Origin of the sequence: Bosea sp. BIWAKO-01 (assembly GCF_001748145.1) — a bacterium.
Classification (GTDB): domain Bacteria; phylum Pseudomonadota; class Alphaproteobacteria; order Rhizobiales; family Beijerinckiaceae; genus Allobosea.
In genome coordinates, this window is sequence record NZ_BCQA01000001.1 from 373,031 (window position 1) to 395,253 (window position 22,223).

Genomic DNA, 22,223 nt, shown 5'->3' on the forward strand with positions numbered 1-22,223 from the left:
AGCGGACGCGCAGAAATGCTCGCGGCGCGAGCGCGAAGCCCCGGGAGCTCTCTCGGTTCAGAGGCCCCCCGGGACTTCCCCCTCGTCAGGCGACCGCAACCTTGGGTGTATTGGCTTCCTCGCGGCTTTCGAGCGCAGCCATCGCGGCCTGCACGCCGCCGCTGCGATGCGGCACGCCGGCCGCCGCCAGCCCCATCTCGACGCCGGACAACGCGCCAAGCAAGGTCAGTTCGTTGCATTCGCCGAGATGGCCGATCCGGAAGACCTTGCCGGCCACCTTGCCGAGGCCGGAGCCGAGCGAGATGTTGAACTTCTCGAGCGCCACCTTGCGGTAATGGTCGGCATCATGGCTCGGCGGCATCAGCACGGCGGTCAGCACCGGCGAATATTCCGCCGGGTTCTCGCACAGGATCTCCAGGCCCCAGGCCTTCACCGCGGACCGCGTCGCCGCGGCAAGGCGCTCATGGCGGGCGAAGACGGCATCCAGCCCCTCCTCATGCAGCATCCTGACGGCTTCGCGCAGGCCGTAGAGCAGGTTCGTCGCCGGCGTGTAGGGGAAGAAGCCGTTGGCGTTGATCTTGACCATCTCCTGCCAGTCCCAATAGGAGCGCGGCATCTTGTTCGCCCGGGAGGCGGCCATCGCCTTTTCCGAGATCGCGTTGAAGCTGAGGCCCGGCGGCAGCATCAGGCCCTTCTGCGAACCGGAAACCGTGACGTCGACCTGCCATTCGTCGTGCCGGTAATCGACCGAGGCGAGCGAGGAGATGGTATCGACCATGAAGAGCGCCGGGTGCCCGGCCTTGTCGATCGCCTTGCGGATCTCGGCGATCCGGCTGGTCGAGCCGGTCGAGGTCTCGTTATGGACGACCATCACCGCCTTGATCTTGTAGCCGCGGTCCTCGGCCAGCTTTGCCTCGATCGCGGCCGGATCGGCGCCACGGCGCCAGTCGCCCGGAATGAAATCGACCTCGATGCCGAAACGCCCGGCGATCTGGCGCCAGAGCGTGGCGAAATGGCCGGTCTCGGCCATCAGCACGGTGTCACCCGGCGAGAGCGTATTGACGATCGCAGCTTCCCAGGCACCGGTCCCGGAGGACGGATAGATCACCACCGGCTGGCTGGTCTTGAACACCGACTTGGCGCCGTCGAGCACCTCGCGCCCGAGCTTCGCGAACTCGGCGCTGCGGTGATCGATCACCGGCATGTCCATGGCCCGCAGGACCCGGTCGGGCACCGGGCTCGGGCCGGGAATCTGAAGGAAATGGCGGCCCTGCTGCGATGCCATGGCGATAACTCCCTATTCGGACGTGGCGGCGCTTCAGGCTCGCCGCTCGTGATGGCCGATGTTTTGCATTCATTTTTGTCTTTGGCAACACCGTTCGCGCGTGCAATATTATCGTGAGCGATCTCGACACGAGACCGCCCACTCGCGTAGCAAACCACCATGACGACTATCACGCCCGACGCCGAAACGACCGAAAGCCCGCCGCTACGACGCGAGGACGGCGCCGGGCAGACATCGCTGCACGGCGAACTCCTGGCTGCACTGCGCGACTATATCGTCGAGGGCAATCTCGCCGATGGCGCGCGCGTGCCCGAGCGCCTGCTCTGCGACCGGTTCGGCATCTCGCGCACGCCGCTGCGCGAGGCGCTCAAGGTCCTGGCCGCGGAAGGGCTGATCGACCTCCTGCCCAATCGCGGCGCACGCGTGCGCGCCCTGAGCGCCGATGATCTGCGTGAATTGTTCGACGTGATGGGCGGGCTCGAAGCCCTGGCGGGGCGACTGGCCTGCGAACGCATCAGCGACGAGGAAATCGCAGAAATCGAGCAGTCTCATCACGAGATGTACCGTTTCTACCTGCGGCGCGACATGCACGGCTATTTCCAGTGCAACCAGGACATCCACCGCATGATCGTCGCAGCCGCCGGCAACGCGACACTCAGCGCGACCTATAACAGCATTGCCGGCCGCATCCGGCGCGTGCGCTATTCCGCCAATCTCGACAAGGAGCGCGATCGCTGGGGCGAGGCGATGCGCGAGCACGAGGCCATCCTCGACGCCCTGCGCCGACGCGCCGGCAGCGAGCTCAGCGACATCATGTTCCTGCACCTGCGCAACAAGCGAAAGGCCGCGCAGCACCAGAGCGCCGCACAGACGGACGGCGAAAGCAACTCAGACTGAGGCCAGCCCCAGCCGGAGATCTTTTCGGCATTGATACGGGACGGCAATCGGACACTTCTCGTCGCCAATCCTGTCATCATCATTTTTCAGATTGAATGCAAAATTTTTTGATTCTAGGCTCTCGCCACGGCGCCGACAGAGCGCATTGCAGGGAGGTTGGAAGAGATGAAGCAGCATTGGCTTGCCGCTGGCGCGGCGCTCGCAGCCGCAACGACACCCGCCCTCGCCTGGGAGCCGACCAAAGCCATCGAAATCGTCGTGCCCTTCTCGGCCGGCGGCGCCTCCGACCAGATGGCGCGGACGATGCAAGGCATCATCCAGAAGAATAACCTGACCTCCCAGCCGATCATCGTCGTCAACAAGCCGGCTGCCGGTGGCGCCGAGGGCATGCTCGACATCCAGAAAGCGGCGGGCGATCCGCATAAGCTGATCACCACGTCGAGCGGCATCTTCATGACCCCGATGGCGACCAAGCTGCCGCTGAACTGGACCGAATACACGCCGATCGCGATGATGGCGCAGGATTCCTTCGTGCTCTGGGTCAACGCCAAGGCGCCCTACCAGACCGCCGGGGACTTCATGACGGCGGCCAAAGCCGCCTCGCCCCCGCTCAAGATCGGCGGCACCTCGTCGAAGCGCGAGGACAACCTGATCGTCTTCGGCATGGAGAAGGCCGGCGGCGTCAAGTTCGCCTATATCCCGCATACCAGCGGCGGCCAGGCCTCGACCCAGCTGTCCGGCAATCACATCGACGCCAGCACCAACAACCCGGCCGAGGACGTCGCCAACTGGCGGGGCGGCGCGACACGGCCGATCTGCGTCTTCTCCGAGCAGAAGATGACCTACTCGACGCCGGTCGCCGACGGAAAATCCTGGGCCGATATCCCGACCTGCGCCTCGCAGGGGCTGAATGTCACCTACCAGATGCTGCGCGGCATGTTCATGCCCGGCAAGGTCACCAAGGAGCAGCAGGCCTTCTACGTGAACCTGTTCAAGAAGGTCTCCGAGACGCCGGAATGGAAGGACTATCTCGCCCGCAGCGCGCTGGTTCCGGACTATCGCGACGGCGAGGCTTTCGTGACCTTCCTCAAGGCCGATGAGGAGAAGCACGCCAAGCTGATGGGCGAAGCCGGCTTTACCGCAAAGTGAGCCGTCAGATCATCGGATCGGATATCGGATCCGGTCCGATGATCCAGCCTGTCCACATTTGCATCGGCCTTCCCGAAAACCGCGATCCACTTTTCGGGCCGATGATCCAGCCTGTCCACATTTGAATCGGCCTTCCCGAAAACCGCGATCCACTTTTCGGGCCGATGCGTTGGCCTGAGCCCGACCGGCCCGCCGTCACGGCGGGCCTCCTCCCTCTGCCGACGTCCGGAGATGTCGATGTCCGCTCATCCTGAAGGCGAAACGCCGCGCGGCCTCTCGCGCCGCCCTGTCGAACTCGTCACGGCCGCGATCCTGATCGGCCTCGCCTTCGTCGTGCTCTGGGATTCCTATGGCCGCGGCGCCGGCTGGGACAATGGCCCGCAGAACGGCTTCTTCCCGGCCCGGGTCGGCTGGCTGTTCCTGGCTGCCTCGCTGTTCATCCTGGTGCAGTCCTTTCGCGCCGAGAACAGCGTCTTCGTCACCTTCGCGCAGCTCGGGCAGGTTTCGCGCGTGCTCGGCCCGCTCGTGCTCTTCGTCGCGCTGATCCAGCCGCTCGGGCTCTATGTCGCCGCGAGCATCTTCATCCTCGTCTTCATGGCCGTCGTCGCGACCTCGCGCTGGTGGAGCATCGTGCTCACCGCCATCCTCGTGCCGATCGTCTGTTTCTGGATCTTCGAACAGCAGTTCCGCGTGCCCCTGCCCAAGGGTCCGCTCGAAGCCATGCTCGGCTATTGAGGTTAAGCTGATGGAAGACCTCTCCTCGCTGATCGCCGGCTTCCAGGTCGCGCTCTCCTGGCACAATGTCGGATTCATGGTGATCGGCGTGGTGCTCGGCATCATCGTCGGCGTGCTGCCAGGCCTCGGCGGTCCCAACGGGGTCGCGATCCTGCTGCCGCTGACCTTCGGCATGGACCCGACCTCGGCGATCATCCTGCTCTCCTCGATCTATTGGGGGGCGCTGTTCGGCGGCGCGATCACCTCGATCCTGTTCAACATACCCGGCGAGGCCTGGTCGGTCGCAACCACCTTCGACGGTTATCCGATGGCAGTGCAGGGCAAGGCGGCCGAAGCGCTCACCGCCGCCTTCACGGCCTCGTTCATCGGGGCTCTGTCCGGCGTCATCCTGATCACCTTCGTCGCGCCCCTGGTCGCCTCCTTCGCGCTGCGCTTCGGGCCGGCCGAGTTCTTCGCCGTCTTCCTGCTGACCTTCTGCTCCTTCATCGGCATGGGCCGGGAGAACCGCGCCAAGATCCTGGCCTCGCTCTGCATCGGCTTCCTGCTGGCAGCAGTCGGGCTCGACTCGATCTCGGGCGATTTGCGCATGACCTTCGGCTCGACCGAGCTGATGCGCGGTTTCGACTTCCTGATCGTGGTGATCGGCCTGTTCGGCGTCAGCGAGATCCTGCTCACCGTCGAGGAGGGGCTGGTCTTCAAGGGCAAGCAGGCGACGATCGATCTCAAGGTCGTGCTGCGGACCTGGGCCGGGCTGCCGCGCTATTGGGCGACGCTCGTCCGTTCCAGCCTCGTCGGCATGTGGATGGGCGTGACGCCGGGCGGCGCGATCGCCGCCTCCTTCATGGGCTACGGCCTCGCCAAGCGCTTCTCGCGGCGCGGCGCCAATTTCGGCAAGGGCGAGATCGAGGGCGTTCTGGCGCCGGAGACCGCAGCGCATGCCGCCGGCACCAGCGCCTTGCTGCCGATGCTGGCGCTCGGCATCCCCGGCTCGGCCACGGCCGCCGTATTGCTCGGCGGCCTGCTGGTCTGGGGGCTTCAGCCCGGGCCGATGCTCTTCATCGAGCAGAAGGACTTCGTCTGGGGGCTGATCGCCTCGATGTATCTCGGCAATCTCGCCGGCCTGATCATCGTGCTGGCGACCGTGCCGCTCTTCGCCGCGATCATGCGCATTCCCTTCTCCTTCGTCGCGCCGGTGATCCTGATCGTCTGCGCCATCGGCGCCTACACGATCTCCAACTCGATCTTCGACATCTGGCTGATGCTGATCTTCGGCATCATCGGCTATGTCTTCAAGAAGCTCGATTACCCGCTCGCGCCGCTGGTGCTGGCGCTCGTCCTGGGCGACCGGGCCGAGGACGCCTTCCGGCAGGCCCTGCTCGGCTCCGGCGGCAGCCTCGGCGTCTTCGTCGCCAACGGGCTCGTCACGACACTGGTTGCGCTGGCGATGATCCTGCTCTTCTGGGGGCCGGTGTCGGACCTGATCGGAGCGGTGCGGCGCAGGAGCGGCCGGGCCGGAAAAGCGGCGGAAGCAGCCGAATGAGAATGCGTTCGGATGCGAACGCGGGTCGTCCCGGCCCAATCGACACGCAGAGCCGGGGCGACAGGAACTGGAATGGATACGTGACGCGATGACCCATGCCGCCCCCCTCGCCAAACAGGGCTCGCGCAATCTCGGGCTGGAACGACGCCTGGCCCAGGCGCTCGAAGGCGAGGTCCGCTTCGACGCCTTCACGCGCGGGCGCTATGCCACCGACGCGTCGATCTACCAGATCATCCCGCAGGGCATCGCCTTTCCGAAGAGCGAGGCCGATATCGCTGCCGCACTGCAGATCGCGGCCGAACATGGCGTCCCGGTGATCGCGCGCGGCGGCGGCACCTCGCAGAACGGCCAGCCGATCGGCGATGCGCTAATCCTCGACATGAGCCGGCATTTCAACGCGATCCGCGATTATGACCCGGCCTCTCGCACGGTCTCGGTCGCGCCCGGCATCGTGCTGGAGCAACTCAACAGCCATGTGAAGAAGGACGGCCTGTTCTTCCCGGTCGAGCCCTCGACCGCGAGCCGCTGCACCATTGGCGGCATGGCCGGCAACAACTCCTCCGGCGCGCGCTCGCTGCGCTACGGCAAGATGGTCGACAATGTCATCGCCCTGCGGGCCCAGTTCCATGACGGCGAGGCCTTTGCGCTGGGTGAGAACCCGGTCGGCGACAATGCCTCGGTCAGGGCGCGGGACCTGATGACGCGGATGCTGTCCCTGGCGGACGGGCACCGCGACGAGATCGAGCGCATCTTCCCGAAGGTGCAGCGCCGGGTCGGCGGCTACAATCTCGACGAGCTGCTCCCGGCCCGGCCGAACCTGTCGCATCTGCTGGTCGGTTCGGAAGGCACGCTCGCGATCACCACCGAGGCGACGCTCAGGCTCTCACCCCTGCCGACGCACCGCGTCATGGGCGTCTGCCATTTCCCGGATTTTCGCGCGGCGATGGAGACGACGCAGCATATCGTGGCGCTGGGTCCGGTCGCGGTCGAGCTCGTCGACAACAATGTGCTGGTGCTCGGCGCCGATATCCCGCTCTTCGTGCGGACGCTCGCCGACATCACCAGGGGTCAACCGAACTGCCTGCTGCTGGTCGAATTCGCCGGCGACGATCTAGCAGTGCTGAAGCGCGACCTGAAGCGGCTCGACCAGTGCATGGCCGATCACGGCTTTGCCGACGCGGTCGTCGAGGTCGTCGAACCGGCACGGCAGAAGCCGGTCTGGGAGGTACGCGAAGCCTGCCTCAATATCATGATGTCGATGAAGGGCGACGGGAAGCCGGTCTCGTTCATCGAAGACTGCGCCGTCCCGCTCGAACATCTCGCCGACTATACCGACGCGGTGACCGAGCTCTTTGACCGTCACGGCACGCGCGGAACCTGGTACGCCCATGCCTCGGTCGGCTGCCTGCATGTCCGCCCGATCCTGAACATGAAGGACGAGGCCGGGGTCAAGGCGATGCGCGGCATCGCCGAGGCCGCCTGCGATCTCGTACGCCAGTTCAAGGGCTCCTATTCCGGCGAGCATGGCGACGGCATTTCCCGCTCCGAATTCGTCGAACCGATGTTCGGCGGCCCGCTGACGCGCGCTTTCGAGGCGGTGAAGGACGGGTTCGACCCGGAGAACCGGCTGAATCCCGGCAAGATCGTGCGGCCGCTCAAGATGGACGATCGCAGCCTGATGCGGTTTCCGCCGGGCTATGCGACGCCGATCCCGACCGCAACCGCGCTCGATTGGTCCGACTGGGGCGGGCTCGGCGGCGCCGCCGAGATGTGCAACAACAACGGCACCTGCCGGAAACTCTCCGGCGGCACGATGTGCCCGTCCTATCGCGCCACCAGGGACGAGACGCATCTGACGCGCGGGCGCGCCAACAGCCTGCGCCTCGCGATCTCCGGGCAACTAGGCCCCGACGCCTTCACCTCGCCTGAGATGAAGGAGACGCTCGATCTCTGCGTCTCCTGCAAGGGCTGCAAGCGCGACTGCCCGACCGGAGTCGACATGGCCCGGATGAAGATCGAGTTCCTCCACCATTATCACCAGCGCCATGGCCTGCCCCTGAAGGAACGGCTGATCGCCTGGCTGCCGCGCTATGCGCCCTATGCCGCGAAACTGGCGCCGCTGATGAATTTGCGCGATCGCATCCCCGCTCTGGCCAAACTGAGCGAGCGCTGGCTCGGCTTCAGCGCGCGCCGCTCGCTACCGGTCTGGCGCAAGTCCTGGGCGCAGGCCGGCAAGCCCGCGACAGCAAGCGATGTGAAGGGCGACGGGCGCGACATCGTGCTCTTCGGCGATACGTTCAACCGCTACTACGAGCGCGAGAACCTCGAGGCGGCTGAGCGCGTGCTCGCGGCCGGCGGCTATCGCATCCACAAGGTCGAACCGGCTGACGGCGGCAGGCCGCTCTGCTGCGGACGGACCTTCCTCTCGGCCGGGCTGGTCGATGAGGCGCGCACCGAGGCCAAGCGCACGCTCGATACGCTCTCGCCCTATATTGCCGGGGGCGCCCGCATCGTCGGGCTCGAACCCTCCTGCCTGCTGACCTTCCGAGACGAGTTTGGGGCGCTCCTGCCGAAGGAAGAGGTCGAGCCTGCGGCGAGCGCAGCCTTCCTGCTCGAAGAGCTGCTCGCCGCCGACATCAAGTCCGGGGTGACCACTCTGCCGTTGAAGGACCAGGCAGGTCGCGTCGCCCATCTGCATGGGCATTGCCACCAGAAGGCGTTTGCAGCGATGGGCGCCGTCGAGACGTCACTCCGCGCGATTCCAGGCCTCGACGTCCGGCCGATCGAGTCGAGCTGCTGCGGAATGTCGGGCGCCTTCGGCTATGGCGCCGACACCATGGATGTCTCGCTCGCCATGGCCGAGCTCTCGCTGCTGCCGGCCGTGCGCAAGGCGGGAGCACAGGACCTCGTCGTTGCCGACGGCACGAGTTGCCGACACCAGATCCACGATGGCGCAGGCCGAGAGGCACTGCATGTCGCCCGCGTGCTCGACATGGCTCTGGAGGGCTGACGCAAAAGCCGGAGCCAGAGCAGGCATCCCAACCAAGGACCCGGACAAACGGGTAGGCCGAAGGAGGACGGACGATGCTAAGGATGATGCTTCTGACTGGCGTAACGGCGCTGATCGCTGCCGGAGGGATACAGGCCGCCATGGCAAAGGACTATTTCCTCGCAAGCGGGCGCTGGGACAATGTCGTCCTCGTGATCGACCTGGAAAAGGCGATCGACCCGGCCAATGACGGGACGCCGAAGGCGGTGGTGAACCGCATCCGCGTCACGCCCGATATCGACGCTGCCGGGACCGGCAAGGCCGACACGATCTCCAGCGGCCAGCCGATCACCATCGCCATCGCGCCGGACTACCGGCGCGCCTATGTGGTCAATCATTCCGGCCGCACCAGGCCGGAAGATGCCGCCGCCTTCCAGCATGGCCATGCCGGCACGGTCACCATCGTCGATCTCAGGAAGGCGCTCGATCCGGCGAGCAACGGCACGCTCGCGGCCGTCGAGGGCTATATCGAGACGGAAGGCTTTGGGCCGACCGGCTTCGCGATCGCCCCGGACGGCCGGCATGCCGCGCTCGCCCATGCCGAGCAGAAGGGCGACGAGGATGGCGGCCGCCATATCAGCATCGTCGACCTCGCCAGCAACAAGGTCATTCGTCGGGTCGAGCAGGCTTTCGGCAAGCCGGGCTTCCCCTGTCCTCCCGATCCGGTGCCGCACCGCGCGCCCGATCCGAAGTTCGGCTGCTTCCCCGACACCAACGGCGTGACGATCAGTCCGCTCGGCGGCGGCACGATCTTCGGCGCCAATGGCGGCACGGACGATATCTCGGTGATCAGCCTGCAAAAGGCGATCGCCGGCGAAACCGGAGCGGAGATCGCGCGCATCCCCGTTCAGGCGGGTGGCTTCGGCATCTCGACCAGCCCTGACGGAAAGCTCGTGGCGCATGCCTCGCGCGAAAACGCGCAGACCGACACGCCCGGCAATACTGTCTCGATCATCGATGTCGAGAAGGCGCTGTCGGACCCTGCCAAGGCCGAGGTCGCCCGCGTGCTGGTCGGCACCGACGACAAGTCCGTGCCGACACGTCCCTTCGTGGCGGCGTTCCTGCCGGACGGAAAGCGCATCCTGTCGACGCATTTCCGCTCGAACAACATCGACATCATCGATGTCGCCAAGGCCATCGCCGGGCAGCCGGCAACGATCAGGCGGGTCGAGTTGAAGACGCCCGGCGGCGAACCCTCCCGCCCGCGCGGCATCGCGATCACGCCTGACGGCAAATATGCCGCGATCACCGGCGCACCCAAGGGCAAGTCGAATTCCAGCGTGGTCTGGATCGTCGATCTCGCGAGCTACGAGGTGAAAGGCCGCGTCACCGAGATCGGCAATGAGAGCTACATGATCGGCGCCTTCCAGGCGAACTGATCAGGGCTGCGCCTGCGTTGGCGGCGGGCGGTCAGGCATCGGGCCGCATGGCCAATGCCAAGTCCCGGCTGGTAGAGAGCAGACAAACGCACGTCATCCCTCGCACGACCGGGATGACGTGCGGGTTCTCGAGTCGTCAGCGCAATCAATGCTTCAATTCCTTGCCACCAGCACGCCGTTCTTCGCGGTGATCGCGCTCGGCGCGCTGGTTTCCGGCCGCACGCTATTCGGCCCCGATTCCGTCAGAGTGCTCAACACCTTCGCCTTCATGATCGCGACGCCGGCAATGGTGCTGCGCGTGATGTCGCGGCAGCCGATCGCCGAGCTCTGGAACACGACCTTCTTCGTGGCGCTGGCAGCAATCGGCGTGACGATCATGGCGCTTGGCATCCTCATCGGCACGCGGTTGCGCGCCCTGCCCTTCCCCAATGCGGTCTCGCGCGGGCAAAGCCTCGTCGGCGGCAATTTCGCCTTCCTCGGCATTCCCCTGATGCTGGCCTTCCTCGGCGAGCGCGCCGCAGCGCCGATCGCGATCGGCCTGATCTGCGACACCGCGCTAATCGTGCCCCTGTCGATCGGGCTGATCGAAGCCGGGCGCGGCGCCGGCTCGGCACCCGCCATTGCCGGCCGGCTCATTCGCGGCACGATCCTCAACCCCTTCATGCTGTCGATCGCAGGCGGCCTCGCGCTCTCGGTCAGCGGGGTCGCGATCCCGGAGCCGATCGACCGCTTCCTCTCCTTCCTCGGCAATGCGGCGGCGCCTGTCGGGGTCTTCGCGCTCGGCCTCGCGGCGCGACAATGGAGCGGTGGCGGCAGCAAGCTTCCGGCCCTCAAGATCGCACCACTGGTCGCCGGCAAGCTCGTGCTGCATCCGCTGGTGACCTGGATCGTGCTTGCGGTCGTGCTCAGGCTCGATCCGTTCTGGGTCACGGCCGGCGTGCTCTATTCGGCCCTGCCCATCGCGGCCAATGTCTTCGTCATCTCCGAGCGCTTCGAGACCGACAGCCGGCCGATCGCGGCCGCGATCGTGCTCTCCACAGCCCTGGCGGCGCTGACATTCCCCGTCGCGATCTGGCTGATCTCGGCTGCCGCGGGAGCGCCGTAGCGCTCTCTTCGCAACTGCAACCGTGCCCTTGCGCTGTTGCCTGTAGTCAGCGGCTTGGCGAGACGGCTAGAAGCAGCCGGTCGGCGGGTCCGTCCGCGCGGCGCGATGGAACCGCCGGAGGCACCATGACCAGCCAGCTCTTCACCCCGTACAAGCTCGGCGGTCTCGAACTCGCCAGCCGCATCGTCATCGCGCCGATGTGCCAGTATTCGGCCGAGGACGGCCGGGCGACCGACTGGCATACGATCCACCTTGGCCATCTCGCCCTGTCGGGCGCCGCGCTGATGTTCATCGAGGCGACAGCCGTCGAGCCGGAAGGCCGGATCAGCCCGCTCGACCTCGGCCTCTGGTCGGACGAGACGGAAGCGGCCCTGGCCAGGACGCTGACTGCAGTCCGCGCGCATTCCGATATGCCGATCGGTATCCAGCTCGGCCATGCCGGGCGCAAAGCCTCGGTGGCTGCGCCCTGGACCGGCGGCGGCCAGCTCGGGCTCGACCAAGGCGGCTGGCAGACGCTTGCCCCGTCGGCCATTCCGTTTGGCGACCACCCGCGCGCGCCGCTGGCGCTCGATCTCGCAGGCATCGCGCGCATTCGCGAGAATTTCGCCGGATCGGCGAAACGCGCCGTCCGGCTCGGCCTGCAGGCAATCGAGCTGCACGCCGCCCATGGCTATCTGCTGCACCAGTTCCTCTCGCCGCTCTCGAACCAGCGCGAGGACGCGTATGGCGGCTCTCTCGAGAACCGGATGCGCCTGCCGCTCGAAGTCTATGACGCCGTGCGGGCCGCGGTCCCGGCAGAGATTCCGGTCGGCTTCCGCGTCTCCGGCACCGACTGGGTCCCGGGCGGCTGGGACGTCGAACAGACCGTCGCCTTCGCGAGGGCGGTCGAGGCGCGCGGCGGCAGCTTCATGCATGTCTCCAGCGGCGGCCTCTCGGCCAAACAGGCGATCCCGCTTGGGCCAAATTACCAGGTCCCCTTCGCCCGGGCCGTGAAGCAGGCGACCAATCTGCCGAGCATCGCGGTCGGCCTGATCACCGAGCCGGATCAGGCCGAAGCCATCGTCGGCACCGGCGATGCCGATCTCGTCGCGCTCGCGCGCGGCATCCTCTACGATCCGCGCTGGCCCTGGCACGCCGCCGCCCATCTCGGCGCCAGCGTCAAGGCGCCGAACCAGTACCTGCGCTCCCAGCCGCGGCAGTTCCGCAATCTCTTCGGCTGAACGCAGGCCTGAGCCGGCTGGATCAAGTCTCCAGCTGGAAGCGCTCGAACCGGTGCAACGCCTCCTCGATGGCCGCCTTGTGCTGCCCGGGAGAGCCTTTGCCCACCCAGTTCCATTGCTGGACGAGAAGCGTCCCGTTCGCGCGGTCGGCCTTGAGGTCGATCGCCGCGACGATCTCGTCGCCGACCAGAACCGGCAGGGCGAAGTATCCCATCGCCCGCTTCTCCTTCGGCACATAGGCCTCGAACAGGTGATCGTAGCCGAAGAACAGCTTCAGCCGCTTGCGCTGGATGATCAGCGGATCGAAGGGCGAGAGGATATGGACCAGCTCGGAATCCGGCGCCGGCGTCGGTTCGAGCGTGGCGGGTTGCGCCCAATGCTCCTGCTTTCCCGCTCCCTCGATCGTGACGGGCACGAGCGTTCTGCGGCGTAGCCTGGCCTCGATCAGCTCGCGGATCGCGGGCTTGCGCGGCGCGTCGAGATGGCAGATCGAGTCGAGGCTGACGATGCCCTGCGAACGCAAGGCCCGGTCGAGGAGATAGTCGAGAACCTGTTTCTCGGTCGCCGGGCGTGGAGCGCGCTCCCAGCCGAAATGCCGCTCCGGAAGCTCGTAGCTCTTCAGCATGCCGGCGCGCTCGCAGATCGTCAGCGCACCGCTGAAGAAGGCGAGCTGCAGGGCGTGTTTCGAGGGCTTGCGGCTCGCCCAGGCATGATCCTTCTCGATGAGCACATCATCGTCGATGTCACGGATCGAGAGCGCGCCATCGCGTCGAACGCGGCCCATGACCTTGCGCAGGTCCTCGTTCGTTACCGAATTGAACCAGCTCGGAGGGTTTTCGCGCCGCCGCTTCATCTCCGGCAGGAAGAAGCGCAGATCCCGGGTCGGGACATAGGCCAGCGCGTGCGTCCAGTATTCGAAGACGCTCTTGTCGACGCTCTGGGCCTGGTGCAGATGCGCGCGCTGGTAGTCCGGAATGCGCGTCCACAGGATGTGATGATGGCAGCGCTCGATCACATTGATCGTATCGATCTGCACGTATCCGAGATGGTCGACCGCCGCCGGCGTGGCCTGGGCGCCGTCGCCAAAGGGAGCAAGCGTGTCGAGCCGCTGGGCGCGCAGCCAGGTCCGGCGGGCCTGCGACGGGCTAATCGAGAGGGGTTTTGGCGGGCGTCTCGGCATGTCGGATCTATAGCGGCGCGGCGTGCGCCCTCCTGTCAGGAGCGATCATGACCCGGCCCTCCTGGCGCGCTCGGCCTGGACGACACCGGGATGGGTCGCGAGCCAGATCACATGCCTTGCGCCGCCGCGCTTGCCGTTGGCGCGCGCCTTCACCTCTTCCACGGCGAAGCCGCTCTTGCGCAGGCGCTGGGTGAAGCCATGGTCGGGACCGGACGACCAGACGGCGAGGACACCGCCGGGTCGCAGGGCCGCGCGTGCAACGGCGAGACCCGCCATGTCGTAGAGATCGTCATTCGCCCGGCGCGTCAGCCCCTCCGGGCCATTGTCGACATCGAGAAGGATCGCATCGAACCCCGCGGGAGCGGCGCCGATCGTCCGGGCGACATCCTCCTCGCGGATGGCGACGCGCGGATCGGTGAGGCAATCGCCGAAGACCTGAGCCATTGGACCGCGCGCCCAGGCGACGACGGCCGGCACCAGTTCCGAGACCACGATCTGCGCGCCTTGCCCGAATGCCGCCAGCGCCGCGCGCAGGGTAAAGCCCATGCCGAGCCCGCCGATCAGGATACGGGGCTCGCGCCGGCCGGCAAGCCGCGTCGCGACCAGCGTTGCCAACGCCTCCTCCGAGCCGCTGAGGCGGCTGTTCATCAGCTCGATCGCGCCCAGCATGATCGAGAATTCCGTGCCGCGCTGCTTGAGGCGGATCTCGCCGCCGCCGCCCGGCATTGTCGCGCTATCGATCTGGATCCAGGGAATCACGGGCTCACTCGGCTTCTGGCGGCAAGGCTTCTGGGTGGCAGCCTCCCGCAACAGCATAGCAGCGCCGGCCGCGCAATTCCCGCCTCGTGGAATCGCAGCATTCAGGCCGGACTCCAGCGAATACCCGTTGCCCGGGTACAGGTTGGCCATGGCGCTCGCCTGATGCTGCGCACGCGCCTATAAGGCACGAAAACAACGACTGGAAGAAACGTCATGGAGCTTCAGGCCGCAGCGTCGCAAGCGCCTGCCATCGGACCCTCCAGCGGCCTCGGCCGCGCTGTCGGCCTCGTCGACCGAGGCGTCGGCGGCCTGGTCGAACTGGTCGTGGCCATGCTCGTCGTTATCGAGATCGGCCTGCTCGGCGCCGGCGTCATGGCGCGCTACGTCTTCCACGCACCGCTGGTCTGGTCGGACGAGTTGGCCTCGATCCTGTTTCTCTGGCTCTCGATGCTGGGCGCGGTGGTTGCGCTCAGGCGCGGCGAGCATATGCGCATGACCGGACTGGTCACCCGGGTCGGCCCGCAGACGCGCGCCTGCCTCGAAGCGCTGGCGATCACCGCCGGCATCGCCTTCCTGCTGCTGCTCCTGCCGCATGCGCTCGAATATGCCGAGGAGGAGGCGTTCATCGTCACCCCGGCGCTCGAAATCACCAATGCCTGGCGCGCGGCCGCAATCCCGGCCGGCATGGGCCTGATGCTGGTCGTGGCCTTCTGCCGGATGCTGCGCCTGCCCTCCTTCAAGCCGGCCCTGATCGCGATAGCCCTGACGGTCGCGCTCCTGCTGCTGTTCTGGCTTGCGGGCCCTGCCCTGAAGCCCCTCGGCAAGCTGAATCTCGTGATCTTCTTCGTCGGCGTCGTCGCGCTGAACGTCTTCTCAGGCGTGCCGATCGCCTTCTCCTTTGCGCTGGCAACCTTCGGCTATCTCGCGCTGACGACTTCGACGCCGCTGATCGTCATGGTCGGACGGCTCGATGAGGGCATGAGCCACATCATGCTGCTCGCCGTGCCGCTCTTCATCTTCCTCGGCGCGCTGATCGAGATGACCGGCATGGCGCGTGCCATGATCGAGTTCCTGGCCGGGCTGCTCGGCCACGTCCGCGGCGGCCTGTCCTATGTGCTGATCGGCGCGATGTATCTCGTGTCCGGCATTTCGGGCTCGAAGATCGCCGATATGGCCGCGATCGCACCGGTGCTCTTCCCCGAAATGAAGGCGCGCGGCGCGGCGCCGGGGGATCTCGTCGCCCTGCTTTCGGCAACGGGCGCGCAGACCGAGACGATTCCGCCCTCGATCGTGCTGATCACCATCGGCTCGGTTACCGGCGTCTCGATCGCAGCCCTGTTCACCGGCGGCCTGCTGCCGGCAATGGTGCTCGGCATCGCGCTCTGCTGCGTCGTCAGGTGGCGGTATCGCCACGAAGACCTCGGCCATGTCGTGCACCAGTCGCGCCGGCAGATCGGCAAGCTCGCGCTGATCGCGCTGCCGGCCATCGCCCTGCCCTTCGTCATCCGCGCGGCGGTCGTCGAAGGTGTCGCCACGGCGACCGAAGTCTCGACCATCGGCATCGCCTATTCCGTGCTCGCCGGCCTGCTGCTCTACCGCCAGTTCGATTGGCGGCGCCTGCCCAAGATGCTGGTCGACACCGCCTCGCTGACCGGAGCGATCATCTTCATCATCGGCTGCGCCACGGCGATGGCCTGGGGCCTGACGCAATCGGGTTTCTCGCAGGATCTCGCCCGGATGATGGCTGCGATCCCCGGCGGCACCTGGGGCTTCCTGGCGATCTCCATCCTCGCCTTCGTCATCCTCGGCAGCGTGCTCGAAGGCATCCCCGCGGTCGTGCTGTTTGGCCCCCTGCTCTTCCCGATCGCCCGGCAGGTCGGGGTGCACGAGGTCCATTATGCGATGGTGGTCGTTCTCGCGATGGGCATCGGGCTCTTCGCCCCGCCCTTCGGCGTCGGCTATTACGGCGCCTGCGCGATCAGCAAGGTCAATCCGGACGAAGGCCTGAAATATATCGGGGCCTATATGCTCGCCCTGCTCATCGGCCTCGCGATCGTCGCCGCCGTGCCGTGGATCTCGACCGGCTTCCTGTAGCGCTGATCCTGCAGGCCATCGGGGACGGAAGCGCGGCTCAGGACGCGCTGCCTCGTCTTGCCTGCCGGGCCACCGGAGCAGTGCTGGCGGCGACAGCCGACGCATCATTGGCCGCCTTGGCCAGCGTCGCCGCCTCGAAGATCGCCGCCTCCTCGCGCAGCCAGGCGACAAGCGCCTCGAAGCCCGGCCGGTGCTCGGTGTTGGGGCTGAAGGTGAGCCAGCATCCGGTTGCGCTCTCGAAGCCGAGACCGAGCGGGTTGATCAGGGCGCCCGAAGCCAGTTCCTCCGCCACATAGCAGCGTGGCGCGAGCGCGACGCCGAGCCCCGCCATCGCCGCGCGGATGATCACCGAATAATAGCCGTAACGCACGGTATGCGCGGGAACCGCGCCCCGCAGGCCATGGGTCTCGGTGAATTCCGCCCAGAAGGTCGGCATCTGGAAGTGCTGGAGCAGGGTCATCTTCTGGATATCGGCCGGACGCTGGAAGCCGCCCATGCGCTCGACCAGCGAGGGGGCGGCCACGAGCGCGACCTGGCGGCCGAAGAGATAATGCGACTCCCGTCCCGGCAGCGGCCCGCTCTGGTGGCCGATGTCGATATCGGGCTCCTCCGTCTCCTCCTCGCTGACGAAATTGGTGAACTGCACGTCGATCTCGGGATGGGCCTGGGCAAAGACCGGAAAGCGCTCCATCAGCCAGCGTTCCCCGGCAATGGCGATCATGTGGAGGCGGATCGGCCGCCCCTGGGCGGCGCGTTCGCTCAGGCGCCGCGCGCCGCGCTCCATCTGCTCGATCGCAGCCTCGGCATAGGGGTTATAGATGGAGCCTGCTTCCGTCAGCTTCAGCCCCTGCGGCGTGCGCTCGAACAGCGTCGTCCCGAGATGCTCCTCGAGCGCCTGGATCTGCTTGGAGACGGCGCTCTGCGTCAGATTGACCGCGACGGCGGCCTTCGCGGTCGAGCCAAGCCGCGCAACCGCGAGGAAAACCCTGAGTCCCGTCGTCGATGGCGGGAGGCGATTGCCGGCCACAATAGCTATTCCTTTTTGGACTACCCTTCGGAGATCGTTTCGTTTGCTGGCTGACGGGTCAAGGGGCAGTCTTTGCAAAAGACCAAAGGGGAGAGCGATGAACCAGACGACACGCCTGTGGGGCGGCCGCTTCCGCAAGCAGCCGGATCCGCGGCTGATGCGGCTCTCGAGCGCCGCCAGCGCCCATGCCCGTCTCGCCCCCCAGGATATCGCCGGCGGCAAGGCCCATGCAGCGGAATTGCTGCGCGCAGGCCTGCTCACCGCCGCCGAAATGGAGGCGATCATTGCCGCCCTCGAAGCCATCTCGCAGGAGGTCCAGGCCGGGACCTTGTGCCCGAGCGCCGATGACGAGGATGTCCATACGTTCGTCGAGCGCGTCCTGATCGCCCGGATCGGCGACGCCGGGGCCAAGCTTCGCGCCGGCCGCTCACGCAACGACCAGGCGGCCAACAACCTGAAACTCTATCTGCGCGAGCAGGTTCGCCTGATCGGCGCCATGCTGGCGCAGCTGCTGGACGCCATCGCGACCCAGTCCGAAACCCACGCCGCCTCGGTCTGCCCGGGCTTCACGCATCTGCAGAGCGCCCAGCCCGTGACATTCGGCCACTGGCTGATGGCGCATGGCCAGGTTCTCGCCCGCGACGCCTCGCGCCTGCAGGATTGGGTGCGCCGCTCCGGCCAGTCGCCGCTCGGCGCGGCGGCGCTTGCCGGCTCGGCGATTGCGTTGACGCCCGAACTCAGCGCCAGGGCACTCGGCTACGACGCGCCCTGCGAAAACTCGGTCGATGCTGTTGGCGCGCGCGATCATGTCGCGGAATTCCTGTTCGTCGCCGCCATGCTCGCGACCAATCTCTCGCGGCTGGCCGAGGAGGTTACGCTCTGGACCTCGCGCCAGTTCGGCTGGGTCACGCTCGACGACGCCTTCGCCACGGGCTCGTCGATCATGCCGCAGAAGAAGAACCCGGATATCGCCGAGATTTCGCGCGGCCGGGCGGCGCGGCTGACCGGCGATCTCGTCACCATGCTCGGCGCCCTCAAGGGCCTGCCGCTCGCCTATAATCGCGATCTCGCCGAGGACAAGCGCACCGCGTTCGATGCCGTCGATGTGCTGGGCGAGGTGCTGCCGGCCTTCGCCGGGCTGATCGCCAGCATGGAGGCGCATCCCCACGTGATGCGGGCGCAGGCCGGAACCGGCTTCGCGCTGGCGACCGAGGTTGCCGACTATCTCGCGCGCAAGGGCGTGCCCTTTGCCGAAGCTCACGAGATCACCGGCACACTGGTTCGCTACTGCGAGGAAATGGAGCGCGAGCTCGAACAACTCGATCCGATCGAGCTCCGCGCCATTGATCCGCGCCTCGGTGAGGATGTAAGGGCCTGTCTCACCCTTGATGCCGCGGTGGCCGCCCGCAGCGGCTTTGGCGGCACCGCACCAGCGCGCGTTGCCGAGCAGATCACCCGGTTCCGCAGCTGGCTCGCGGATTTTGACGTATGGACCCGCGGAGCGCAGCGATGACAAGCGCAGTCGGAATTGGAATAGGGCGTGACCTTGCCGGGATCGCCGGGCTGAAGCTCGTGCCGCGCCGCTATTACGGGCGCTGGATCGCTGCCGCACTGATCATCCTGGCGCTGGCCTGGGTGATGAAGGCCTTCGCCGAAGGCCAGATCGACTGGAAGGTCGTCGGGCAGTTCTTCACCGCGCCCGCGATCCTGAGCGGGCTCGTCAACACCATCATCATGACCGCCTGCGCCATGGCGCTCGGCATCGCGCTCGGCGTCATCTTCGCCATCATGTACATGTCGCCGAACCCGGTGCTGCGCGGCGTCGCGCTGTTCTACATCTGGTTCTTCCGCGGCACGCCGCTGCTGCTGCAGCTCCTGCTCTGGTTCAACCTCGCGCTGGTCTTCCCAACGATCGGCATCCCCGGCCTGGTCGAGTGGCGCACCATCGACATCATCGGCCCGTTCATGGCGACGCTGCTCGGGCTCGGCATGAACCAGGGCGCCTACACCGCCGAAGTGGTGCGTGGTGGCATTCTCTCCGTCGATGTCGGGCAGACCGAGGCCGCCAAGTCGATCGGCATGACGCGGCTGACGACGCTCAGGCGGATCGTGCTGCCGCAGGCGATGCGCGTCATCATCCCACCGGTCGGCAACGAGGTGATCAGCATGGTCAAGCTGACCTCGATCGCCAGCGTCATCCAGTTCTCCGAAATCCTGCGCAACGCGCAGACGATCTACTATGCCAATGCCCGCGTCATCGAGCTCCTGATCGTCGCCGCCGGCTGGTACCTGATCGTCGTCACCCTGCTGCAGATCGGCCAGTTCTTCCTGGAGCGCTACTTCTCCAAGGGGCGCGGCGACCGCCGTGCCAAGCCACAGATCGTCGAGGAGGCCGGAGCATGAACGCCTCCCCCGCAAACGCGATCGTCGCCGCCGCCAATGTCACCAAGCGCTTCGGCGACCTGCGCGCGCTGAACAATGTCTCGCTGACCATCGCGCCCGGCACCGTGCAATGCATCATCGGGCCGTCGGGCTCCGGCAAGAGCACCCTGCTGCGCTGCATCAACCAGCTCGAGAAGATTGACCAGGGCGCGATCTGGGTCGATGGCCAGTTGATCGGCTATCGCATCAAGGGCGACGAGCTACATGAACTGAGCGACGCCGAGATCGCGCGCCAGCGCCTCTCGACCGGCATGGTCTTCCAGCGCTTCAACCTGTTCAACCACATGACGGTGCTCGAGAACATCATCGAGGGCCCTGTCACGGTGCTGAGGCGGCCACGCCAGGAGGCGATCGCCGAGGCAGAGAAGCTGCTCGCCCGCGTCGGTCTCTCCGAGAAGCGCAACGCCTACCCGATCGAGCTCTCCGGCGGCCAGCAGCAGCGCATCGCGATCGCCCGGGCGCTGGCGATGAAGCCGAAGCTGATGCTGTTCGACGAGCCGACCTCGGCGCTCGACCCCGAGCTCGTCGGCGAAGTGCTCGCCGTGATGCGCGATCTCGCGGCCAGCGGCATGACGATGATCGTCGTCACGCATGAACTCGGCTTCGCCCGCGAGGTCGCGACCGACGTCGTCTTCATGGACAAGGGCGAGATCGTCGAGCGCGGCCCGCCAAATGCCGTTCTGGTGGCGCCGCAACAGGCCCGCACGCGCGACTTCATCGCCGCCGTTCTGAAATAATCGGTCAAAAAGGAGAACCCGATGCTTCGTTTCACTCTGGCAGCGACGCTGCTCGCCGCCACCGCGCTGTCCGCCCAGGCCCAGGCCCTGCCGGAGCGCATCAAGACCGCCGGCAAGATCATCATCGCGACCCAGCCGAACTATGCGCCGATCGTCTACAAGGACCCGGCCACCAACACGATGACCGGCTTCGACTACGAGCTCGGCGAGGCCATCGCCAAGGAACTCGGCGTCAAGGCCGAGTGGCAGGAGACCGCCTTCGCCCAGATGCTGCCGTCGCTGCATACCGGCCGTGTCGACATGGTCATGGCCGGCATGAGCGACCTGCCGGCCCGTCGCGAGACTGCCGACTTCATCGACTACATGGTCTCGGGCGCCCAGTTCTACACCGTCACCGCGCTTGCCGGCTCGATCAAGACGCCTGAGGATCTCTGCGGCAAGAGCGTCGGCGCCAGCCGCTCGACCAACTGGCCCCGCCAGATCGGCGAGTGGAGCGAGGCCAATTGCGTCGCCAAGGGCAAGCCGGCGATCAACGTCGTCGGCACCGAGGGCTCGGTCGATGCGCGCACGCAGCTCAAGACGCAGCGCCTGCAGGGCGGCGTCCAGGGCAGCGAGACGATGAGCCACAACCAGAAGCTCGAGCCCAACACCTATGTGCCGCTCGGCACGCCCTTCACCCGTTCGCTGACGGGCATCCCCTTCCCGAAGACCGCCGAGGGCACACAGCTGCGCGATGCGGTCAAGGGTGCGCTCGATCGTCTCCAGGCGAACGGTACCTATGACGCGCTGATCGCCAAATACGGCCTGCCCAGCAATGTGCTGAAGCCGATCGTGATGAACCAGGGCGAGTAAGCCCCTTCAGCCCCTGTCCGGCGCCTGCCGGCCGGGCCGGACAACCGTCCACGATCGCCCCGCGAACCCAGTTCGCGGGGCGATCTGCTTTGATGCGAGTATGGCGCGTTCAGGCCTGCATCCGGCGCCGCGCGCGCAGGATCCGGATCGGCTTCTCCAGATATTCGACCGGCTCGGCCCGCGCGAAAATCCGCTGAATCGTGTCGCGCCCTGCGATCACCTTGCCGAAGGCCGCAAAGCCCGCCCTGTCCGGGTTGCGACCGCCGCCTTCATCCAGTTCCGGCTGGTCGCCGATGCAAATGAAGAAGCCATGGCCGCCGGTGCCGGGCGCGAGCCGCGCCAGCGAGAGCGTGCCGTCGAGATGGCGCAGCCCGGTCACCGATGTCGGCTCATGCGGCACGGGCGGAAAGGGTGGCTCGCGCTCGTCGGCGGGCGCCGGCCAACCCCATTGGATGACCTCGATCTTGTGTTCGGTGGCGGGCGGCTGGTTGGCCAGTGTCACGATCCGATAGACCGAGGCATTGTCGAGGAGCCCGCCATCGACATAGGCGAGGAAATTCCGTGCGGTCAGCGGCGCACGCGCCGCGTCGATGGCGAGGAGGAACGCCCCCTCCGGCGTCTCGACCTCAACCTGAACGAGAGCGTCATCGAACATCTGACCTGCCATTGCTTTCTGTCCCGCTGAACTCAGATCGAGTTGCATGGACGCGGCCAGACGACTCGATCGAGGCGCCAGTATCGCGCAGTGGCCTGTCTGCCGAAACCATCGGCCT

The 22,223-nt window shown here is 66.7% G+C and carries 18 protein-coding genes; 13 read left to right on the forward strand and 5 right to left on the reverse strand.

The window, feature by feature from the left end; all coding sequences use genetic code 11:
- Nucleotides 1-85: 85 nt before the first annotated feature.
- Nucleotides 86-1,285 (reverse strand): pyridoxal-phosphate-dependent aminotransferase family protein, encoded by a 1,200-nt coding sequence (locus tag BIWAKO_RS01755; RefSeq protein WP_069877076.1) that lies wholly within the window; start codon nt 1,283-1,285, stop codon nt 86-88.
- A gap of 159 nt (nt 1,286-1,444) precedes the next feature.
- Between BIWAKO_RS01755 and BIWAKO_RS01760 the strand changes: the two genes are divergently transcribed.
- The 8 genes from BIWAKO_RS01760 to BIWAKO_RS01795 all read left to right on the forward strand — a co-directional run bounded on the left by BIWAKO_RS01760 (nt 1,445) and on the right by BIWAKO_RS01795 (nt 12,359).
- Nucleotides 1,445-2,182 carry a GntR family transcriptional regulator gene (locus tag BIWAKO_RS01760; RefSeq protein WP_069877077.1) on the forward strand — a complete coding sequence of 246 codons (738 nt, stop codon included), beginning with the start codon at nt 1,445-1,447 and terminating at the stop codon, nt 2,180-2,182.
- Nucleotides 2,183-2,347: 165 nt separating this feature from the next.
- Entirely contained in the window at nt 2,348-3,331 is a 984-nt protein-coding gene (locus tag BIWAKO_RS01765; RefSeq protein ID WP_069877078.1) for a Bug family tripartite tricarboxylate transporter substrate binding protein, read from the forward strand.
- 237 nt (nt 3,332-3,568) lie between these two features.
- On the forward strand, nt 3,569-4,066 hold the full coding sequence (locus BIWAKO_RS01770) for a tripartite tricarboxylate transporter TctB family protein (RefSeq protein WP_141739938.1): 498 nt from the start codon (nt 3,569-3,571) through the stop codon (nt 4,064-4,066).
- A 10-nt stretch (nt 4,067-4,076) separates the two neighbouring features.
- Complete coding sequence (locus BIWAKO_RS01775; protein ID WP_069877080.1) at nt 4,077-5,606, forward strand: tripartite tricarboxylate transporter permease; 1,530 nt, start codon at nt 4,077-4,079, stop codon at nt 5,604-5,606.
- Between the two features lie 88 nt (nt 5,607-5,694).
- A complete protein-coding gene (locus BIWAKO_RS01780; RefSeq protein WP_069877081.1) occupies nt 5,695-8,616 on the forward strand; it encodes an FAD-binding and (Fe-S)-binding domain-containing protein in 2,922 nt (973 codons plus the stop codon).
- Between the two features lie 83 nt (nt 8,617-8,699).
- Nucleotides 8,700-10,034, forward strand: a complete 1,335-nt coding sequence (locus BIWAKO_RS01785; protein ID WP_069877082.1) for a YncE family protein — start codon at nt 8,700-8,702, stop codon at nt 10,032-10,034.
- 148 nt (nt 10,035-10,182) lie between these two features.
- Complete coding sequence (locus BIWAKO_RS01790; RefSeq protein WP_069877083.1) at nt 10,183-11,139, forward strand: AEC family transporter; 957 nt, start codon at nt 10,183-10,185, stop codon at nt 11,137-11,139.
- Nucleotides 11,140-11,264: 125 nt separating this feature from the next.
- Nucleotides 11,265-12,359 carry an NADH:flavin oxidoreductase/NADH oxidase gene (locus BIWAKO_RS01795; RefSeq protein ID WP_069877084.1) on the forward strand — a complete coding sequence of 365 codons (1,095 nt, stop codon included), beginning with the start codon at nt 11,265-11,267 and terminating at the stop codon, nt 12,357-12,359.
- A 22-nt stretch (nt 12,360-12,381) separates the two neighbouring features.
- Here the strand turns inward: BIWAKO_RS01795 and BIWAKO_RS01800 are convergent, their stop codons facing one another.
- Together BIWAKO_RS01800 and BIWAKO_RS01805 are read right to left on the reverse strand one after the other, a co-directional pair.
- Nucleotides 12,382-13,539, reverse strand: coding sequence for a winged helix-turn-helix domain-containing protein (locus tag BIWAKO_RS01800; protein WP_069877085.1), 1,158 nt, complete (start codon nt 13,537-13,539; stop codon nt 12,382-12,384).
- A gap of 45 nt (nt 13,540-13,584) precedes the next feature.
- A complete protein-coding gene (locus BIWAKO_RS01805; protein ID WP_069882081.1) occupies nt 13,585-14,298 on the reverse strand; it encodes a spermidine synthase in 714 nt (237 codons plus the stop codon).
- Between the two features lie 213 nt (nt 14,299-14,511).
- On the opposite strand from BIWAKO_RS01805, the gene BIWAKO_RS01810 reads away from it, so the two are divergent.
- Entirely contained in the window at nt 14,512-16,392 is a 1,881-nt protein-coding gene (locus tag BIWAKO_RS01810; protein WP_069877086.1) for a TRAP transporter large permease, read from the forward strand.
- Between the two features lie 37 nt (nt 16,393-16,429).
- On the opposite strand, the gene BIWAKO_RS35170 is transcribed toward BIWAKO_RS01810, so the two are convergent.
- Nucleotides 16,430-17,419 carry a LysR family transcriptional regulator gene (locus tag BIWAKO_RS35170; protein WP_069877087.1) on the reverse strand — a complete coding sequence of 330 codons (990 nt, stop codon included), beginning with the start codon at nt 17,417-17,419 and terminating at the stop codon, nt 16,430-16,432.
- Nucleotides 17,420-17,516: 97 nt separating this feature from the next.
- Here BIWAKO_RS35170 and argH point away from each other — a divergent pair, with 97 nt between their 5' ends.
- From argH to BIWAKO_RS01835, 4 genes are read left to right on the forward strand one after another with little or no spacing between them, the layout of a single operon-like run.
- Nucleotides 17,517-18,932 carry an argininosuccinate lyase gene (argH, locus tag BIWAKO_RS01820; RefSeq protein WP_069877088.1) on the forward strand — a complete coding sequence of 472 codons (1,416 nt, stop codon included), beginning with the start codon at nt 17,517-17,519 and terminating at the stop codon, nt 18,930-18,932.
- A complete protein-coding gene (locus BIWAKO_RS01825) occupies nt 18,929-19,822 on the forward strand; it encodes an amino acid ABC transporter permease (protein WP_069882082.1) in 894 nt (297 codons plus the stop codon). Before argH ends, BIWAKO_RS01825 begins: the two co-directional genes overlap by 4 nt.
- Nucleotides 19,819-20,598, forward strand: a complete 780-nt coding sequence (locus BIWAKO_RS01830; RefSeq protein ID WP_069877089.1) for an amino acid ABC transporter ATP-binding protein — start codon at nt 19,819-19,821, stop codon at nt 20,596-20,598. Before BIWAKO_RS01825 ends, BIWAKO_RS01830 begins: the two co-directional genes overlap by 4 nt.
- A 21-nt stretch (nt 20,599-20,619) precedes the next feature.
- Complete coding sequence (locus tag BIWAKO_RS01835) at nt 20,620-21,450, forward strand: ABC transporter substrate-binding protein (protein WP_069877090.1); 831 nt, start codon at nt 20,620-20,622, stop codon at nt 21,448-21,450.
- A 109-nt stretch (nt 21,451-21,559) separates the two neighbouring features.
- On the opposite strand, the gene BIWAKO_RS01840 is transcribed toward BIWAKO_RS01835, so the two are convergent.
- Nucleotides 21,560-22,117 carry a peptidylprolyl isomerase gene (locus BIWAKO_RS01840; protein ID WP_201788603.1) on the reverse strand — a complete coding sequence of 186 codons (558 nt, stop codon included), beginning with the start codon at nt 22,115-22,117 and terminating at the stop codon, nt 21,560-21,562.
- Between the last annotated feature and the right edge of the window lie 106 nt (nt 22,118-22,223).

Coding starts and splice junctions, on each gene's coding strand:
- BIWAKO_RS01755 (WP_069877076.1), bottom strand. CDS start 1,285: ATGGCATCGCAGCAGGGCCGCCATTTCCTTCAGATTCCCGGCCCGAGC.
- BIWAKO_RS01760 (WP_069877077.1), top strand. CDS start 1,445: ATGACGACTATCACGCCCGACGCCGAAACGACCGAAAGCCCGCCGCTA.
- BIWAKO_RS01765 (WP_069877078.1), top strand. CDS start 2,348: ATGAAGCAGCATTGGCTTGCCGCTGGCGCGGCGCTCGCAGCCGCAACG.
- BIWAKO_RS01770 (WP_141739938.1), top strand. CDS start 3,569: ATGTCCGCTCATCCTGAAGGCGAAACGCCGCGCGGCCTCTCGCGCCGC.
- BIWAKO_RS01775 (WP_069877080.1), top strand. CDS start 4,077: ATGGAAGACCTCTCCTCGCTGATCGCCGGCTTCCAGGTCGCGCTCTCC.
- BIWAKO_RS01780 (WP_069877081.1), top strand. CDS start 5,695: ATGACCCATGCCGCCCCCCTCGCCAAACAGGGCTCGCGCAATCTCGGG.
- BIWAKO_RS01785 (WP_069877082.1), top strand. CDS start 8,700: ATGATGCTTCTGACTGGCGTAACGGCGCTGATCGCTGCCGGAGGGATA.
- BIWAKO_RS01790 (WP_069877083.1), top strand. CDS start 10,183: ATGCTTCAATTCCTTGCCACCAGCACGCCGTTCTTCGCGGTGATCGCG.
- BIWAKO_RS01795 (WP_069877084.1), top strand. CDS start 11,265: ATGACCAGCCAGCTCTTCACCCCGTACAAGCTCGGCGGTCTCGAACTC.
- BIWAKO_RS01800 (WP_069877085.1), bottom strand. CDS start 13,539: ATGCCGAGACGCCCGCCAAAACCCCTCTCGATTAGCCCGTCGCAGGCC.
- BIWAKO_RS01810 (WP_069877086.1), top strand. CDS start 14,512: ATGGAGCTTCAGGCCGCAGCGTCGCAAGCGCCTGCCATCGGACCCTCC.
- argH (WP_069877088.1), top strand. CDS start 17,517: ATGAACCAGACGACACGCCTGTGGGGCGGCCGCTTCCGCAAGCAGCCG.
- BIWAKO_RS01825 (WP_069882082.1), top strand. CDS start 18,929: ATGACAAGCGCAGTCGGAATTGGAATAGGGCGTGACCTTGCCGGGATC.
- BIWAKO_RS01830 (WP_069877089.1), top strand. CDS start 19,819: ATGAACGCCTCCCCCGCAAACGCGATCGTCGCCGCCGCCAATGTCACC.
- BIWAKO_RS01835 (WP_069877090.1), top strand. CDS start 20,620: ATGCTTCGTTTCACTCTGGCAGCGACGCTGCTCGCCGCCACCGCGCTG.
- BIWAKO_RS01840 (WP_201788603.1), bottom strand. CDS start 22,117: ATGGCAGGTCAGATGTTCGATGACGCTCTCGTTCAGGTTGAGGTCGAG.